The sequence below is a fragment of the Pseudomonas sp. NMI760_13 genome, assembly GCF_021283245.1.
GTDB lineage: Bacteria > Pseudomonadota > Gammaproteobacteria > Pseudomonadales > Pseudomonadaceae > Aquipseudomonas > Aquipseudomonas peradeniyensis.
The window spans coordinates 64,899-82,364 of record NZ_JAJSRC010000021.1 but is presented as its reverse complement, the minus strand read 5'-3'; the positions used below and the strand labels follow the sequence as shown (position 1 = coordinate 82,364).

Below are 17,466 nucleotides of genomic sequence, written 5' to 3'. Positions count from 1 at the left end.
GATCCTGTAGGAGCGGCCTCGTGCCGCGAAAGGGCCGCAAAGCGGCCCCAGGATTTCAGCGTTGACGCAAAGATTGCCGGGGCCGCTTTGCGGCCCTTTCGCGGCACGAGGCCGCTCCTACAGGGGGACTTAGTGACGGCGCTCGACGATGTAGCGGGCCAGGGCCCGCAACGGCTCAGCGTTGTCGCCGAAAGCTGCCAGCGCGGCCAGCGCCTGGTCGCGCAGCTCCAGAGCATAGGCCTTGGCCGCTTCCAGCCCGAGCAGCGCCGGGTAGGTCGGCTTGTCGCGGGCGATGTCGGCGCCCTGGCGTTTGCCCAGGGTGGCGGTGTCGCTCTCCACGTCGAGGATGTCGTCCTGCACCTGGAACGCCAGGCCGATGGCCTGTGCATAAGTCTGCAGGGCATCGAGCTGGGCCTGATCGGCGCGGGCGCTGGCCAGGGCGCCGAGGCGCACGCTGGCTTCGATCAGCGCGCCGGTCTTGTGCCGGTGCATGTATTCCAGGGCTTGCTGGTCGAGCTTGACGCCCACCGAGCCCAGGTCGATGGCCTGGCCGCCGACCATGCCGGCGGGACCGGCGGCCTTGGCCAGGGTCTGGACCATCTGCAGGCGGATAGCGTCGGACTGCGGGCTCAGGCGTGGCTCGAGCAGGGCACTGAAGGCCAGGCTCTGCAGGCCGTCGCCGGCGAGGATCGCGCAGGCTTCGTCGAACGCCTTGTGGGTGGTGGGCTGGCCGCGACGCAGGTCATCGTCGTCCATCGCCGGCAGGTCGTCATGCACCAGCGAGTAGGCGTGGATCAGCTCCACCGCGCAGGCCGCGCCGTTGGCTTGCTCGGGCGGCACGCCGAAGGCTTCGCAGGCGGCATAGGCCAGCAATGGGCGCACGCGCTTGCCGCCGTTCATCACGCTGTAGCGCATGGCGGCGTAAAGGCGTTCGAGCTCCTTCGACGGTGCCTGGAACAGCGGTTCGAGGGCGGCATCGACCCGTGCCTGGGCGCTTTGCTGGTACTGGGCGATCATGCCTCGGGCTCCGCGTCGAACGGCTGGGCAGCCAGCTCGCCGTCACGCTCCAGCAGGATCTGTACCTTCTGCTCGGCCTGGGCCAGGGCGCCCTGGCAATCGCGGGTCAGGGCGATGCCCTGTTCGAAGGCGGCCAGCGACTCTTCCAGCGACAGTTCGCCGTTCTCCAGGCGCTCGACCAGGGCTTGCAGGTCGGCGAGGGATTGTTCGAAATCGATGGAGGTTTTTTTGCGGGCCATGGCGACTGTCTCGGTGGCGTTCAGAACGGCGCGACACTAGCAGAGCGGGGCAGGGGGAGCAAATTGCGTGGGCCTATCGTTCGTCGCATTTTGTTGCACTTGTCTGGCGCAAGCCATCTTGCAATCCGTCATGCAATCGAATTGTGGGGGTGGCGGCCCTCTGCCATAATCCGCGCGCTCTGGCCTGCGGGTCAAAGACCTTCCTCCCCGACGTCATGTAATGGACTACGTTGTGAGCTTCCTCTCGATCGAATTCGGCCTCTGTTTCACGCTGTTCTTCCTGCTCTATTGGAGCCTGTGCTGGAGCGTGCGGTTGCAGAACCTGCTGCTCCTGACCGCCAGCTACGGCCTGGTGGCGAGCTTCAGCCTGCAGTCGCTGTACATCCTGCTGGGCTATAGCGCGCTGGTGTACCTGCTCGGCCTGCTGGCGGGGCGCTATCCCGGGCGCTGGTTCAGCCGCGTGCTGCTGCTGACGCTGGTGCTGGGCTGCTTCTACCTGTTCAAGTACCAGGCGTTCTTCGTCGAAGGCGCGCAGGCCGCGCTGGCCACCGCCGGGTTCGACGTGGCGCTGCCGCTGCTGGAAGTGCTGGTGCCGATCGGGCTGTCGTTCTACACCTTCCATTCGGTCAGCTACCTGGTGTCGATCAACCGCCGCGAGCTGGCGCCGGTGCCGCCGCTGGACCTGGCCTTGTACCTGGCGTTCTTCCCCAGCCTGGTGGCCGGGCCGGTCAACCGTGCCCTGCACATGCTGCCGCAGATCCGCCCGCCGGCCATGCGCCAGGTGCTGGAACCGCAGCGGGCGCTGGGGCTGATCGCCATGGCGGTGGTCAAGCTGTTCTTCCTCAGCGCCTGGCTGGGCAGCGAGTGGGTCGACCCGGTGTTCGACACCCCGGGCAGCGCCAGCCCCGAGCAGGTGCTGCTGAGCGTGTACGGCTACAGCTTGCTGATCTACTTCAACTTCAGCGGCTACACCAACCTGGTCACCGGCATCGCCCTGTTGCTGGGCTTCCGTCTGCCGGACAACTTCGACGCGCCGTACGCCGCGCACAACCTCAAGGAATTCTGGGGGCGCTGGCACATCAGCCTGTCGCGCTTCATCCGCGACTATGTGTACATCCCGCTGGGCGGCAACCGCAAGGGCGTATGGCGCGGCAACCTGAACATGCTGCTGGCGATGCTGGTGTCCGGCCTGTGGCACGGGGCGAGCGTGAACTTCATCATCTGGGGCGCCCTGCATGGCGTCGGCCTGGCCATTTCCAAGCTGTTCAGCCAGTGGTTTCCGGGTTTCGCGCGGCTGCCGGGTTCGGGCCTGATGGCGCGGTTGATGACTTTCCACTACGTGGCCTTCGCCTGGATCTTCTTCCGCAGCCCGACGCTTGAGGGCGCGATGGAGATGCTCGGCAACATCGCCCAGCTGAGCCTGGCGGGCCTGAACAGCGCCACGGGCCTGATGCTTCTGGCCTGCGTGCTGTTCGTGGCCAGTTATCCACAGTGGCTGGCGCTATTGCGCCAGGGTGGCGCGCAGTTCCAGCGCCTGCCGTGGCAGCTGTACCCGATCCCGCTCGGGGTCGGTGTGTCGCTGGTGATTTTCGCTTCGCAGTCGGGCGTGCCGGGGTTCATCTATGCAAGCTTCTGATAGCAAACAGCTGTTCCAGGTGCAGATGGGCGCCGCCCGTGGCTTGTATGCGATCGTGGTCACCACCGCGTTGCTGTTCTGGCTGAACCAGGACTCGATCAAGCTCTATTGCCAGCAGAAATACCACCAGAGCTGCGAGATACCGCTGCTGGGCCAGCTGCCGGCCTGGCGCTTGGGTGCGCAGTTGACGGCGATGCTGGAGGCGCAGCGCGATGACCTGCTCGAGCAACTGCTGCCCGCGCCGCAACTGGCCGAGGGGCCGGCGATCGAGGTGATGCCCGCGCCGATGCCGGTGGTCACGGTCGATCTGCAAACCCCGGCGGTCCTGGCCAAACCGCTGCCACCGGTATCGACGCCCGCGCATGCACAGCCGACGCCTGCGCCGGTCCATGCGCCAGCCGCCGTCGTTGTCGCCCAGCCTGCACCGCCCACGCCGGCCCCGGCGTTGTTGCAGCCGGGGACTGTGGCCTCGCTGGCCGCTGGTGACGAAGTGTTCCTGGTCGGCGACTCGCTGATGCAGGGCGTGGCGCCGCACCTGGCCAACAGCCTGCGCAAGCGCTACCAGATCCGTACCGTCAACCTCAGCAAGCAGAGTACCGGCCTTGCCTACCCGGGCTTCTTCAACTGGCCGAAGACCGTGGCAGACACCCTCGATCATGAGCCGAACGTGCGCCTGATGGTGGTGTTCCTCGGTCCCAACGACCCCTGGGACATGCCCCAGGGCAAGGGCAAGCCGTTCCTGCGCTTCAAGTCGCCGGAGTGGGAGGTCGCCTACCGTGCCCGTATCGATTCGATCCTCGAGCAGGCGCGCACGCACAACGTGCAGGTGATCTGGGTCGGGCCGCCGAACATGGAGAAGGCGCGGCTGTCCACGGCCATGGGCTACCTCAGCGGGCTCTACCAGGAGCAGACCGCGCTGTTTGGCCAGCATTACGTCTCGGCCAACCCGATCCTCGGCTACACCGACGCCAACTTCTCGTATACGGTGCAGACACCGCAGGGCAAGCGGGTCAAGGTGCGGGTCGACGACGGTATTCATTTCACCATCACAGGCCAGAAGATGATCGCCGAACAGGTTCTGTCGCTGATCAGCTTTCCGGGCCTGACCGTTACAGGACATTGAGATGCGCCAATGGCATCACCTGCTGGGCCTGGCCCTGCTGATCAGCGCCGCGCCGGGTTGCAGTACCGGCGCCAACAGCGTGAGCGCCCAGCCCACGGCCCGGCCCGCCGCCGCGCCTGCCGCCCGTCAGGACGGCAACCTCGCCTTGCTCGCCGGCAAGCTGCGCAATGCCGGCCGGGCGCCGGTTGCCATCGTCCAGCTGGGTGACTCGCACACCGCCGCCGACCTGTTCAGCGGCGAGCTGCGCAAGCTGTTGCAGACGCGCTACGGCGACGGCGGCATCGGCCTGGTGCCGGCTTCGCCGGTGCCGGGGATCCGCAACGACCGGGTGATCATCAAGAGCGAGAAGCGCCAGTGGGAGCTGGTGTCGGCGCGCAACCAGCAAAGCCCGCAGTTCCCGTTGGGGGGCTACCTGTCGCTGCCGTTGGCCAACCGCTCCAGTGTGGTGCTGCAGGCGCGGGACGAGGACCGCCAGCGCTACAAGGTCTCGGCGTTGTACCAGTCGACCACCAGTGCCAGCCTCTTCGTCAATGGTGGCCAGCGCCGCGTGCTGCCGGCGAGCAATGGCCAGTGGCGCTTCAGCCCGGCCTACGCCAATGTCGGCCTGCCGGTGCAATTGAGTGTCGAGGGTGGCCGGGGTGTCGCGCTGGGGGGCTGGTACATCCAGGGGCAGAAGAATGCCGGGGTGACCTACTCGGCGCTGGGCATCAACGGTGCGCGCCTGGACGTGGTGGACAAGTGGCAGCCGGGTTGGCGTGACAGCCTCAAGGCCGTGCGGCCTGACCTGGTGATCCTGGCCTACGGCACCAATGAAGCGTTTGACGACAAGCTCGACCTGGCGCTGTACCAGACGCAACTGGAGGCGACCCTCGTCGGCCTGCGCAAGGACCTGCCCCAGGCGGCGATCCTGCTGGTTGGGCCGCCGGATTCGATCAAGCAGCGCAAGGCGCGCAGCTGTGCGGCGCGCCAGCCTCAACCGTTGGCCTCGGTGATCCGTATCCAGAAGCAGATGGCGCAGAAGTACAAGGCGCTGTTCTGGGATTGGCAGGGGTTCATGGGCGGGCCGTGCTCGATTGCCGGCTGGCAGGCGGGCGGGCTGGCGCGGCCGGATCTGGTGCACCTGACGGCTGATGGTTATCGCAAGAGTGCGGCGGGGTTGTATGAGTTTCTGAAGGGGCCGTTGGGGTTGCGTTGACGGCAGCTTGATTGGCGTTGGGCTTTAGATTGTTGGGGCTGCTTTGCAGCCCTTTCGCGGCACGAGGCCGCTCCTACAGGGGATCGCAATTTCCTGTAGGAGCGGCCTTGTGCCGCGAATGGGCCGCACAGCGGCCCCAAGATGATTCAGGCGATCTCTGCTTCCAGCTCGACCATCGCCTCGCGATAGCGCGCCAGTTCCTCGATGGTCAGCACCGGCAGGTTGTACTGGCGGGCATACACCGCCACCTGCTCGCCGCGGGCCATGCTGCCGTCGGGGTTCATCAGTTCGCACAGCACCGCCGCCGGGCGCAGGCCGGCCAGGCGGGCCAGGTCCACCGAGCCTTCGGTGTGGCCGCGACGGGTCAGTACGCCGCCATCGCGAGCGCGTAGCGGGAACACATGGCCCGGGCTGACGATATGACGTTCCTGGGCGGTCGAGCGCAGCGCGGCTTCGATGGTGGTGATGCGGTCCTGTGCCGACACACCGGTGCTGACCCCTTCGGCGGCTTCGATGGTGACGGTGAAACCGGTGCCATGGCGGGCCTGGTTATTCTGCACCATCGGCGCCAGCTGCAGGGCGTCGACGGTGGCTTCGTCAAGGCACAGGCAGACGATGCCGCTGCAGTCGCGGATCATCATGGCCATGGTCTGCAGCGAAAGGTTCTCGGCGGCGGCGACGATATCGGCTTCGTCCTCGCGGTCGTCGTCGTCGAGCAGCAGCACGGGTCGCCCGGCCTGGAAGGCGGCGATGGCGGCGCTGACATTGGGGAATTGCTTGTTGAGCATGGTGGACATGAAACGCTCCTCGTGAATGATCGATGAACGTCTCGGGGCGAACAAAATGCGCGCGCAGGGGTGCCCGGACGGCCCCTGCCAAACGCCTTCTTTCATCCGGACTATGACCGTCGGCCCTGGAATCTCACCAGGTCTGCTGACCCCCGGCATGGCCGGGGCGCTCGCGGGCTCATCTTTCGATTTACCGCCGGTGGGGACTTTCACCCCGCCCTGAAGACCGGCCAAGCATACCCCACTGTGCCAGCGGGCTGGCAAGCCCTACGACTTTAGTTGCTGCCAGTCCAGTCCGAAGCGCGCCAGGTACTTGCGCAGGCGGTCGGCATCGTTGGGGTTGGCCTTCTCCTGGCGCGATACCGCGAACAGCTGGCGTCCGGCTTCTGACAGGCTCGGCGCGCGGCGGCAGACGTCGATCACCGCCTGCAACTGCACCTGGTCGAACAGGTCCAGCTCGCGACCTGTGAGCAGTGGTTCGGTGTTCGGTTCCAGGCCCCAGGCGTAACGCAATCGACCGATCTCCTCCTCGACCAATGCCTCGTCGATACGCCCGCTGTCGGCCAGGGTCGCCATGCGCGTGATCGACGCCGACAGCTCGCGGAAGTTGCCGGCCCAGCGTGCCTCGCCGGAATGGGCGAAGGCCAGGTAGCGGCGCTTGGCCTCGAGGTTGAAGCGCACCTGGCGGCCTTGTTCGCGGGCATGGCGCTGCAACTCGAAATCAAGGTTTGGCTCGATGTCCTCGCGGCGTTCGGCCAGGCCCGGGAGGGCGAAGGTCCACAGGTTGATGCGGGCGAACAGGTCCTCGCGGAACGAGCCATCGGCGACCTTGGCGCGCAGGTCGCGGTGGGTGCCGGCGATCAGCTGGAAGTCGCTTTCCACTTCGCGGTCGGCGCCCAGCGGGAAGAAGCGTTTTTCCTCGATGGCCTTGAGCAGCATGGCCTGTTCGTCAGCGCCCAGTTCACCGATCTCGTCGAGGAACAGCATGCCGCCGTCGGCGGCGCGCAGCAGACCGTCGCGGGCGTTCTGGGCGCCGGTGAAGGCGCCCTTGGCGTGACCGAACAGGGTCGACATGGCGCCGTCGCCGCGCAGGGTGGCGCAGTTCACCTCGATGAAACGCCCGCCCAGTTGGTGGCGGCCGCGCTTGAGTTCATGGACGCGGCGGGCCAGGAACGACTTGCCGGCGCCGGTCGGGCCGACCAGCAGCATGGGCGCCTTGGAGCGCAGGGCGACCCGCTCGATCTGCTCGATGGTGCGGTTGAAATCCGGGTTGCGCGTGGCGATGCCGGACTTGAGCAGCGACTGCCCCTCGACCTGCTCGCGGCGAAAGCGCGAGGCGATCGGGTCGTAGCGCGACAGGTCGAGGTCGATAAGCGTGGCGATGCCGGCCGGGTCGCTGTTTTCATCCTGCTTGCGCGAGGGCGAGGTCTGCACCAGGCGCGCCGGCAGGTAGCGGGCTTCGGTGAGCAGGAACCAGCAGATCTGCGCGACGTGGGTACCGGTGGTGATATGCACCAGGTAGTCCTCGCGCTCGGTGTCGAAGGTATAGCCGCTGGCGAAGTCGTGCAGGGCGCCGTAGACCTCCTCGAAGTCCCAAGGGTTGCGCAGCGCCAGCGGGTGCAGGCGCACTTCGGTGTCGGGCGAGACCAGCTGGATGTCGGCGCGAATCCGCTCGGCCAGGCCGAGGTCGCGGGCGCCGGGGCCGTGGATAAGTTCCAGGCGGTCCAGGGGCAGGTCGGCTTGCTGGCACAGGCCGATGGTTGGCCGCCAGCGGTTCCAGCGTGCGGCGCCCTTGCCGTTGCGGTCGAGGGTGGTGCCGAGGAAACCGATGGCGACGAGGGGCTTGGTCATCCGTGATTATCCAAAAAGATAAGTATGTATCTCAGGATATACGAAAAATGAAATCGGCATGACGCGTTGCAATACACAGGCTAACGCGCAACAAAAAATAAATACTTATAAATCAAATAGTTAAAAGATTTTTCAAGAGCGAATGAAAACCTGGCACGCCGCTCGCTATATCCCTCTCGACCGCATCGCCAGGCAGGCCCTCGGGTCAGGGGATCAACCCCCGCCGGTGCACGTACCCACCTTCAGGTGTCGGTGTCGTGCATGCCGCCGCCGCAACGACCGGTCATTGCGGCGCAAGCCTGTGAACAGGCTTGCGAGGCGCTCGCCGGGCCACGTCTCGGCAATACCCTCCACGGTAGCTACACCCGCAACACCCGCAGGTGGGGCACAGGCAACGCAACCAGGGCCAGGACGGCCCGCCACTGCGAAGGAAGCCTGAGCCAACGCTGGTTCACCCGGCCCGCCGGCCGGACCAGGCGCAACGATGGCGGCCGCCGGAGCAATCGCTCCCAGCCCCGGACTCCGCCAGGTTTCGCCCACGGTGCTCGGTGAGTCGGCGACCACCCGCAGCCAAGGACATTGATAAAAGGATGAGCAAGATGAAACTGTTGAAACGCTTTGTGGTGAAGAAAAACGAACGCGGCCTGTTGATGAGCGAAGGCGACTTCGTGTCGATCCTCGAGCCTGGCCAGTACCAGCGTTTCGACTGGCAAGACCGGCTGACAGTGACCACTTTCAGCCTCCAATCCCCGCTGTTTGACCACCCGCTGGCGCAATACCTGCGTGGGCATGAGTCGGCACTGGTCGAGCAGTATTTCGAAACCATGGACCTGGCGCCGCACGAGGCCGGCCTGCGCTTCGAGGACGGCCGCCTGGTTGAGTTGCTGGCCCCGGACAGCCGCCGCCTGTACTGGAAAGGTCAGGTCGAACATGGCTTGCAGCGCATCGACCTTGATCAGGGACGGCGCCTGGACGACGAACTGTTGGTTCGCCTGAACCGCCCCGGCGTGGCCGGCACGGACCTGGTCCTGCTGGCGCTGGTGCCGGCCTTCCATGTCGGCGTACTGAAGATTGATGGCGTGGTGGCCGGGTTGCTCGAGCCAGGCCGGCATGGCTACTGGCGCTGCGGCAGCCAGGTAGCGGTGGAGATGGTCGACACCCGCCTGCAGGCGTTGGAGGTCAACGGCCAGGAGATCCTCACCCGCGACAAGGTCAGCCTGCGCTTGAGCCTGGTGGCCAACTGGCGCTACACCGATGTGCTTGGCGCCCACGGACAGATGAGCAAGCCGGTGGAGCACCTGTACCGCGAGCTGCAGTTCGGCTTGCGTGCGGCAGTGGGTACCCGCACCCTCGACGAGCTGCTGGAAGACAAGCAGTCCATCGACGGTAGCGTCACCGAGCACCTGCTGGCGCACCTGCAAGGCAGTGGCCTGGAGGTGAGCAGCCTGGGGGTGCGCGACATCATCCTGCCGGGCGAAATGAAGACCCTGCTGGCACAGGTGGTGGAGGCGGAAAAGGCCGCCCAGGCCAACGTGATCCGGCGCCGCGAGGAAACCCAGGCGACCCGTTCGCTGCTCAACACCGCCAAGGTGATGGAAGGCAACCCGACGGCCCTGCGCCTGAAGGAGCTGGAAACCCTGGAGCGGGTGGCCGAGCGCATCGACCGGATTTCGGTGTTCGGTGGCCTGGATCAGGTATTGAATGGAATGGTCAGCCTCAAGGCGGGTTGACCCTTTGCGACACGACGTAGCGCAACAAGGAACAAGGCAATGAACATACTCGAAGTGGCGGGCGGCAAGCCGATCAAACTGTGGACCGACGGTGTACCGGTCGAGGACGACGCCCGCAAGCAACTGATGAACACGGCGAAGATGCCGTTCATCTTCAAGCACCTGGCGGTGATGCCGGATGTGCACCTGGGCAAGGGCTCGACCATCGGCAGCGTGATCCCCACCGTGGGCGCGATCATTCCGGCGGCGGTGGGGGTGGACATCGGCTGTGGCATGATCGCCGCGCGCACCTCGCTGCACGCCCGCGACCTGCCGGACAACCTGCACGGCCTGCGCACGGCCATCGAGAAGGCCGTGCCCCATGGCAAGACCTTCGGCCGTCGCGACCAGGGCGCCTGGGACACTGTGCCGGACCAGGCCGACCAGGTGTGGAGCGGCCTGGCCGGACGCTTCAAGGCGATCACCAACAAGCACCCGCGGCTGGAGAAGACCAACAACCGCCAGCACCTGGGGACACTGGGTGGCGGCAACCACTTCATCGAAGTCTGCCTGGACGAGGCCGACCGCGTCTGGTTCATGCTGCACAGCGGCTCGCGTGGTGTCGGTAACGCCATCGGCAACCTGTTCATCGAACTGGCCCAGGCCGACATGCGCCAGCACATGGTCAACCTGCCGGACCGGGACCTTGCGTATTTCGAGGAGGGCAGCCGGCACTTCACCGACTATGTCGAGGCGGTCGAGTGGGCGCAGGACTTCGCCCGGCACAACCGCGAGCTGATGATGCAGGCGGTGGTTGCCGCCACCCGCAAGGTGCTGGGCAAACCGTTCGAGGCCAGCCTCGAGGCGGTCAACTGCCACCATAACTATGTGCAGAAGGAACAGCACTTCGGCCGTGAGGTGCTGGTGACCCGCAAGGGCGCGGTGTCGGCGCAGAAGGGCCAGCTGGGCATCATTCCCGGTTCCATGGGTGCCAAGAGCTTCATCGTCCGGGGCCTGGGTAACGAGGAATCGTTCTGCTCGTGCAGTCACGGCGCAGGCCGGGTGATGAGCCGCACCAAGGCCAAGAGCCGCTTCACCGTCGAGGACCAGCAGCGCGCCACCGCCCATGTGGAGTGCCGCAAGGACAAGGATGTGATCGACGAGATCCCGATGGCCTACAAGGACATCGATGCGGTGATGCAGGCCCAGCGCGAGTTGGTCGAAGTGGTGCACACCCTGCGTCAGGTGGTGTGCGTGAAAGGTTGAAACGGGCGCCAGGTGGCGCCCTGTACAAGGAACGAAGACATGTATCAGGACGACCCCCACCCATTGCCCGAGGCCATGCGCACCCGGGTGCTCGATGAGCTGCAACGTATCGAGCGCGAGCACGAGGTGACCGTGCTCTATGCCTGCGAGTCCGGCAGCCGTGCCTGGGGTTTCGCTTCGCCGGACAGCGACTACGACGTACGCTTCGTCTACGTGCCGCGCAACGACTGGTACCTGCGGGTGGACGAGCCTCGCGATGTGATCGAGCGTCCGCTCTGCGACGAGCTGGACATCAGCGGTTGGGAGCTGCGCAAGACCCTGCGCCTGATGCGCGGCGCCAACCCGAGCCTGCTCGAGTGGCTGGGCTCGCCGCTGGTGTACCGCGCCGACGCCGAGGCCACCAGGCGCCTGCGCGAGCTGGGCGAGGCTTTCTATTCACCACGCGCGGTGCGCCATCACTACCTGTCGATGGCGCGCAAGAACCTGCGTGGCTACCTGATGGGTGAGACCGTGCGCTTCAAGAAGTACCTGTATGTGCTGCGGCCGTTGCTGGCGGTGCGCTGGATCGACCAGGGGCTGGGTATGCCACCGACGGCGTTCGCCGCTTTGATGGCGCGTACCGTCGATGACCCGCGACTGCAGGCGGCGATCGACGCGTTGCTGGCCGTGAAACGACGCAGCGGCGAGGCCGAGCACGGACCTCGGGACGAGGTGCTGCATGGGTTCATCGAGGCCGAGCTGGCGCGAGCCGATGAGGTGCGGGAGGTGCCGGTGACGCGTGGTGACAGCGGGTTACTGGATGAGTTTCTGCGGGACACCGTGCGCCAAGCTGGATAAGGGGGCACGGCATCTATAGGAGCGGCTTCAGCCGCGATTACCCGCGAAGCGGGTGCCAGACACCGCACAGCTTGCATCGCGGCTAAAGCCGCTCCTACAACAAGCCCTTTCAAGGTTTTTGCGATTTTTTGGGTATGACCGCTCAATTCGAGATTGCCGGGGCTGCTTTGCAGCCCTTTCGCGGCACAAGGCCGCTCCTACAGGCGACCGCGCGCCCTGTAGGAGCGGCCTTGTACCGCGAAAGGGTCGCAAAGCGACCCCGGCAACGCCAAGCCGAGCGCCAATTCTCAACACCTTGAAAGGAATGGCTCTTACAACGGATTACGGCTCACTGAGCTGGACATCCTGTCCATCACGAACCGCAGCGAGGTCGGCAGCATTGGCCCGTGGCCCAGACCATCGAATGGCTGGAAGGCTACTGACAATCCCTTCACTCCGGCCAGACTGGCCACCAGCTCCTGGGCCGCTCGTTGTACATCACCCGACACCGGCCCACGCGGATTGGCCGGTTCTTGCGTGCCGCGCATCAGCAGCAGGCTTGTTCGGTGGCTGCCCAGCCGCCCCTGCAACCCGTGCACCTCGGCCACGATGGCGCCGTCGTTCCACCACAACGATGGGCTGGCCGCCGCATAGTCGCTGAACAGCCATGGGCGGGTGAATAGCGTATGCAGTACCGCCAGCCCGCCATAGGAGTGACCCCAGAGCGTCTGCCGTTGCGGGTCGACGGGCGCGACAGCGGCGACCATCGGGCGCATGCGCTGTTCCAGCAAGTCGAGGAACTCATCGGCACCACCGCTGGCCTGGCCAGTCAGGGGATCGCGTTGCTCGGCCAGCCCGGGCACCACGGGGGTGTAGTCGTAGGTCCGGGCGGCACGTTCGATGCGTTGGTCAGTCTGGTAGCCGATGGCGACCAGCAGCGGTGCCTGGCCGCTGGCGAGCGCCTGAAGTTGCTGTGGCTCAAGGGCGCTGATGGCGGCGTTGCCGTCGAGCATCCACAGCACCGGGTAACCGCTGGCGGGGGCCGGGCGTCGGGGCTGGCCGATCCACAGGCGGTAATGGCGCTGGCCGTCGCGTGAATCCAGGTCGAGGTGGCTGAAGCGATAGGCCAGGTCCTGGCGCTGCAGCAGGGTGTCGTCCATCTTCTGCTCGGCTTGCGGCTGGGCCAGGGCCGAACCGCTCAGCAGCAGTGCCAGGACAAGGGAAAGGATCTTCATCGGGCGTTCTCGTGAGGTCTTCCATGACAAGCCGCCGCGGCATCGTCGAGTGCAGCGGCGGCACGGGTTCAGAAGGAGGCGGTCAGGCTGGTGTAGAGGGTGCGCCCGGGTTCGTTGTAGGTGGCTGCGCCCGCGCCCTCGATACCGTTCACTGCCTGGGCGTTGCCGGCCCGGTACAGGCGTTTGTCGAACAGGTTGTCGATGCCGGCGGTCACGCTCAGGTTTTTAGTGAGCGCATAGGTGCCGCTGGCGCCGACCAGCGCGTAAGGGGCCACCTGGTCGTTGGCGGTGCCGGTGACCCGCTTGCCCTGGTAGTCGTACTTCTTCGGCGTCTGCTTGCCGTACCAGGCCACGCTCAGCTGCAGTGACAGGTCGTCGGAGGCTTGCCAGTCGAGCATCGAATTGAGCGTGTAGGCCGGGGTCACCGACAGGGTCTCGCCGGTGGTCTTGTTCTTCGACTGCAGCATGTAGGTGAAGTTGTTGCTCCACTTCAGCTGTTCGCTCAGCGGGATGGTCAGGGTGCCTTCAAGGCCCTCGACCAACGCCTTGGGGATGTTCTCCCACTGGTAGAGGGTGGCATTGGCGTTGGCGCCGACGCCACCGGATGCCTGGCCGATGCCGCTCAGGCCCGAGTCGATCTTGTTCTTGTAGTCGTTGCGAAAGTACGTCAGGCCGGCGACCCAGCCGTTGTCCTGGAACTCGATGCCCAGTTCCTTGTTGACGCTGGTCTCGGCCTCCAGATGCGCGTTGCCCTGCAGGTAGCAGCTGGTGCTCTGCCCGTAGCAGCCCTGGCCACGGCTGTAGAGCAGGTAGTCGGGGTTGAGCTGGTACAGGTTCGGCGCCTTGTAGGCGCGGGCGATGCCGGCCTTGAGCGTCAGGGTGTCGGTCAGCGCGTGGGACAGGTTGAGCGACGGGCTCCAGTTGTCGCCGACGATGCTGTGGTGATCGAAGCGCAGCGCCGGAGTGAGCATGGTGCCGGGCAGCAGTTCGATGTTGTCCTCGGCGAACAGCGAGAAGATCTGCGCCTGGCTGCTGGTGCTGCGGCCGTTGCTGGCCAGGCCGGGCACGCTGCCGCCTTCGCTGGTGGTCTGGGTATTGGCGCTGGGGTCGTCCAGTTTCTGCTGGCTCCACTCGCTGCCCAGGGTCAGGGTCTGGTCGCGCCAGGCGTGCAGTGGCAGGTTGAGCTCACCGTGGGCGGTCAGGTCGCGCAGCGTCGAGGTGTAGAAGTCGGTGTTGCTGAAGATGCCTTCGGTGCCGCCGGCCAGGCCTTCGTTGATGCGCTGGTTGCGGGTCTTCTCGTATTGCAGGAAGGCCATGCTGCTGCCGAAGTCCCAATCGCCACGGTGGGTGATGGCGAAGTTCTCGCGGTAGAGAATGTTGGTCTCCTTGCCGAGCATGCTTTTGACGTTGGCATTGGAGTTGGTGTTCTGCGTATCGCCCGCGTACAGGTTGCCCTGGCGGCTGAAGCCGGCTTCGAGCTCCAGGGTCTGCTCCGGGGTCAGGCGCCAGCTCAGCAGGCCGTTGAGGTCCTTGTTGCGCACGCCTTCGCGGCCGGCGGGCAGGGTGCCGGCCTGGGTGCCGGTGCGCGCGGACTGGTGGCCAGCGTTGATGTCCCAGTCGTCCGCGTCGGTCTTGGCCACGTTGCCGTAGACCCGGTAGCTGAGGGTGTCGGTCAGTGGGCCGTTGAGGCCGAAGCTCACGCGCTTGGTGGCGCCTTCGTCACCGTGCTGCGGGAAGTTCTGGTACACGGTCATGTTGCCGTGGGTCTCTCCCGCCGGTTGCTTGGTGATGATGTTGATCACCCCGCCCATGGCCCCGGAACCGTAGCGCGCCGCCGCCGGGCCGCGGATCACCTCGATGCGCTCGACCTGGTCGGCCGGCACCCAGTTGGTGTCGCCGCGCGAGTCACGTTCGCCGCGCCAGCCGTAGCGCACCGAGCTGCGGCTGCTGACCGGCTTGCCGTCGACCAGGATCAGGGTGTTTTCCGGGCCCATGCCGCGGATGTCGATCTGCCGGTTGTTGCCGCGCTGGCCGCTGGTGGAGTTGCCGGTCAGGTTGACCCCCGGCATGGTGCGGATGATCTGCGACAGGTCATTGGCCGGTGGTCGTTTCTGGATGTCCTCGGCGGTGATGACCGACACCCCCGGCGCCTGCTTGGTCTCCTCCAGGGCGGTGGCCACCACGTTCTGGCTTTCCAGCACGATCGGTTCTGGCTGGTTGGCGGCCTGCACGGCGCTGCTCAGCAGGCAGCTGGACAGCAGCAGGAAGGGGGCGAAAGGAAGCGGGCGGGGCGACATGTGTGATCTCCGGCACGGCGGGCTGAATTCAAGAGATCACAAATAGTAATAACTCCTATTTGAGAGTAAAGCGCATTAACTTTCTAAACACTTTCGCTGGCCGGCAGCAGCAGGTGCAGGCATAGCCCGGGATGGCCATTGCTTGCCCACAGGCGTCCGCCCTGCAACTCAATGGCGCGCCGGGCAATGGCCAGGCCCAGGCCGAAGCCGGCGCCGCTGCCGGGCAGGCGGTGGTAGGGCTGGAAGATCTGCTCGAGTTCGTCCTCCGCTACCCCAGGTCCTTGGTCGCGCAGGCACAAGTGCCAGAAGGCACCCTCGCGCCAACCGTCCAGGCTGACCCGGCCGGTGGCGGGCGAGTGGCGGATGGCATTGCGCAGCAGGTTTTCCAGGGCCTGGGCCAGGCTGTCCAGGTGCGCCTGGACCTGGCAGTCGAGCCCGAGCAAGCAGGGCAGCCGTTCGACCGGCCAGCCGCTTTCGAAGCAGCTGTCCTGGACCAGCGCCTCCCAGACCGAGAGCACCAGTACCGGTTCGGTCGCCAGTTGCGGCCGCTCGGTGTCCAGCCAGGCCAGGTCGAGGGTGTTCTCCAGCAGTTTCTGCATGTCGTCCACTTCGCGGTCCAGGCGCTGGCGTAGCAGTTCCGCCGGTAGTTCGCTGTCGTGGGCGATGCGCAGGCGCGCCAGCGGGGTGCGCAGTTCGTGGGACAGGGTACGCAGCAGCAGGCGTTGCTGGTCGAGGCTTTTGCGCAGGCGCACGGCCATGTGCTCGAAGGCCTGGGCCAGCTCGCCCAGCTCGTCGCGACGTTCCTGCAGGGGCAGGCCGGGGCTGTCCAGATCGTCGGCGCGCAGGGCGTCGGCACGGTCACGCAGGCGGTTGAGCGGCACGACCAGGTGGCGGTAAAGCGCCAGGCCCAGCAGCAGGGCGAGCAGGGCGGGGGCCACGCCGTGGGTGATCACGTGGGTCCAGGGTGTCAGGCCGGTGGGCAGCAGGTGTTCGGGGAGCTGGATGACCAGGCGGCCGTCCTCGGGGTGTTCGGGGAAGGCGATGCTCACGTATGGCAGCTCGTCCTGCAGGCGCCGGCTCATCGGCCAGTCGAGCTTGCGCATGAAGGTAAGGCGGCTGGCTTCATCGGCGTTCAGCGGGGTAGTGCCGAGACTCTGCAGATGGGGGCCGATGATGGCGACCCAGGTGTCCTCCTCGGTTTCGAGCCGACGGCGCAGGCGTTCCACGCCATCGGCTCCCTCCGCGTGCCAGGCCTGCTCGGCCTGTTCGGCGAAGCCGGCGAGGAACACCCGGTCGGCGGGGGCGAGGAAGTAGGTGCTGCGTTCGACCGACAGGCCCCAGGTCCAGATCAGCCAGGTCAGCAGCAGGCAGAAGCACACCTGCAGCAGCGCCAGCTTCCACAGCAGCGGATGACGGCGCATCAGCTGCTGCCCGCATCGACCAGGATATAGCCCTGGCCGCGCACGGCCTGGATCTCCAGGTGTCCGGCGCCGATGGCGCCGAGCTTGCGGCGCAGGTTGCACACATGCACGTCCAGGCCACGGTCGAGGCGGGTGTAGGCCCGGTGCAGGACGCTCTGGTACAGGAAGGCCTTGCTCAGTGCCTCGCCGGGATGGGCCTGCAGGGTCAGCAGCAATCGGTATTCGGAACCGGTCAGCCCGGCACTCTGGCCATGCTGGGCGACATCATGGTTGGCGGTATCGAAGGTCAGCGTGCAGGCGTTGCGTGGCGTGGGCGGGCGTCGGTCCAGCGCCACCCGGCGCAGCAGGGCATCGACCCGGGCATCCAGCTCGGCCAGGCTGAAGGGCTTGGGCAGGTAGTCGTCGGCGCCGCGGGTGAAGCCGCTGATGCGGTCCTGCTCGGCGCCCAGGGCCGACATCAGCATCACCGGTACCGCCTGGTGCCGGCGCAGTTCGTCGAGCAGGCTGAGGCCATCGATGCCGGGGAGCATGATGTCCAGCAGCAGCAGGTCGAAGGGCGCCTGGTGCATCGCGTTCAATGCCTGGGTGCCGTTCTCGCAGGCCTGGACGCTGAAGCCGCGACGCAGGAAGTGCTGTTCCAGGTCCTGGCGCAATCGGGGGTCGTCTTCGGCGAGGAGGAGTTTGGGGGGCACGGGGTGACCTTGATGAGAATTCATTGCAAATACGAATCATCCCATTGGCGATGGTGCCGGGGCAATGGCCGGATGCTGGCATTGCGTCGAGTGGTTCGTCACATAGCTCCCGTGGGCGCGGGCTTCACATGAATTATCGACCTGGAAGGGACCTGTGGGAGCGGCTTCAGCCGCGAACACC

The 17,466-nt window shown here is 66.1% G+C and carries 14 protein-coding genes and 1 riboswitch; of the genes, 6 read left to right on the top strand and 8 right to left on the bottom strand.

What is annotated here, in order from left to right:
* Positions 1 to 129: 129 nt before the first annotated feature.
* Together ispA and LU671_RS20095 are read right to left on the bottom strand one after the other, a co-directional pair.
* A complete protein-coding gene (gene ispA / locus LU671_RS20100; protein WP_232856654.1) occupies positions 130 to 1,017 on the bottom strand; it encodes a (2E,6E)-farnesyl diphosphate synthase in 888 nt (295 codons plus the stop codon).
* Complete coding sequence (locus tag LU671_RS20095) at positions 1,014 to 1,256, bottom strand: exodeoxyribonuclease VII small subunit (protein WP_028690287.1); 243 nt, start codon at positions 1,254 to 1,256, stop codon at positions 1,014 to 1,016. Before LU671_RS20095 ends, ispA begins: the two co-directional genes overlap by 4 nt.
* A gap of 220 nt (positions 1,257 to 1,476) precedes the next feature.
* On the opposite strand from LU671_RS20095, the gene LU671_RS20090 reads away from it, so the two are divergent.
* Genes LU671_RS20090 through LU671_RS20080 form a run of 3 tightly spaced genes read left to right on the top strand, consistent with a single transcriptional unit; the run spans position 1,477 to position 5,210 of the window.
* The gene (locus tag LU671_RS20090) at positions 1,477 to 2,892 is read left to right on the top strand and encodes an MBOAT family O-acyltransferase (protein WP_232856653.1); all 1,416 of its coding nucleotides are present in this window, start codon (positions 1,477 to 1,479) and stop codon (positions 2,890 to 2,892) included.
* Entirely contained in the window at positions 2,879 to 4,015 is a 1,137-nt protein-coding gene (locus LU671_RS20085) for an SGNH/GDSL hydrolase family protein (RefSeq protein WP_232856652.1), read from the top strand. The genes LU671_RS20090 and LU671_RS20085 overlap by 14 nt, the downstream gene beginning before the upstream one ends.
* A gap of 1 nt (position 4,016) precedes the next feature.
* Positions 4,017 to 5,210, top strand: a complete 1,194-nt coding sequence (locus LU671_RS20080; protein WP_232856651.1) for an SGNH/GDSL hydrolase family protein — start codon at positions 4,017 to 4,019, stop codon at positions 5,208 to 5,210.
* Positions 5,211 to 5,356: 146 nt separating this feature from the next.
* On the opposite strand, the gene ribB is transcribed toward LU671_RS20080, so the two are convergent.
* Together ribB and rtcR are read right to left on the bottom strand one after the other, a co-directional pair.
* Complete coding sequence (ribB, locus tag LU671_RS20075; protein WP_203650081.1) at positions 5,357 to 6,007, bottom strand: 3,4-dihydroxy-2-butanone-4-phosphate synthase; 651 nt, start codon at positions 6,005 to 6,007, stop codon at positions 5,357 to 5,359.
* An 80-nt stretch (positions 6,008 to 6,087) separates the two neighbouring features.
* A riboswitch (FMN riboswitch) is annotated at positions 6,088 to 6,229 on the bottom strand.
* A gap of 36 nt (positions 6,230 to 6,265) precedes the next feature.
* Positions 6,266 to 7,849, bottom strand: coding sequence for an RNA repair transcriptional activator RtcR (gene rtcR / locus LU671_RS20070; protein ID WP_232856650.1), 1,584 nt, complete (start codon positions 7,847 to 7,849; stop codon positions 6,266 to 6,268).
* Between the two features lie 599 nt (positions 7,850 to 8,448).
* Here rtcR and LU671_RS20065 point away from each other — a divergent pair.
* From LU671_RS20065 to LU671_RS20055, 3 genes are read left to right on the top strand one after another with little or no spacing between them, the layout of a single operon-like run.
* Positions 8,449 to 9,579, top strand: a complete 1,131-nt coding sequence (locus LU671_RS20065) for a slipin family protein (RefSeq protein ID WP_232856649.1) — start codon at positions 8,449 to 8,451, stop codon at positions 9,577 to 9,579.
* A gap of 39 nt (positions 9,580 to 9,618) precedes the next feature.
* On the top strand, positions 9,619 to 10,824 hold the full coding sequence (locus tag LU671_RS20060; RefSeq protein ID WP_232856648.1) for an RtcB family protein: 1,206 nt from the start codon (positions 9,619 to 9,621) through the stop codon (positions 10,822 to 10,824).
* Between the two features lie 39 nt (positions 10,825 to 10,863).
* Positions 10,864 to 11,661: a nucleotidyltransferase domain-containing protein gene (locus LU671_RS20055; RefSeq protein ID WP_232856647.1), complete on the top strand. Its 798-nt coding sequence runs from the start codon at positions 10,864 to 10,866 to the stop codon at positions 11,659 to 11,661.
* A gap of 311 nt (positions 11,662 to 11,972) precedes the next feature.
* On the opposite strand, the gene LU671_RS20050 is transcribed toward LU671_RS20055, so the two are convergent.
* From LU671_RS20050 to LU671_RS20035, 4 genes are all read right to left on the bottom strand, one after another.
* Positions 11,973 to 12,875 carry an alpha/beta hydrolase gene (locus LU671_RS20050; protein ID WP_232856646.1) on the bottom strand — a complete coding sequence of 301 codons (903 nt, stop codon included), beginning with the start codon at positions 12,873 to 12,875 and terminating at the stop codon, positions 11,973 to 11,975.
* Between the two features lie 68 nt (positions 12,876 to 12,943).
* Positions 12,944 to 15,172: a TonB-dependent siderophore receptor gene (locus LU671_RS20045; protein WP_232856645.1), complete on the bottom strand. Its 2,229-nt coding sequence runs from the start codon at positions 15,170 to 15,172 to the stop codon at positions 12,944 to 12,946.
* An 83-nt stretch (positions 15,173 to 15,255) separates the two neighbouring features.
* Positions 15,256 to 16,593: a HAMP domain-containing sensor histidine kinase gene (locus LU671_RS20040; protein WP_232856644.1), complete on the bottom strand. Its 1,338-nt coding sequence runs from the start codon at positions 16,591 to 16,593 to the stop codon at positions 15,256 to 15,258.
* The gene (locus tag LU671_RS20035) at positions 16,593 to 17,285 is read right to left on the bottom strand and encodes a response regulator transcription factor (protein WP_232856643.1); all 693 of its coding nucleotides are present in this window, start codon (positions 17,283 to 17,285) and stop codon (positions 16,593 to 16,595) included. The genes LU671_RS20040 and LU671_RS20035 overlap by 1 nt, the downstream gene beginning before the upstream one ends.
* Between the last annotated feature and the right edge of the window lie 181 nt (positions 17,286 to 17,466).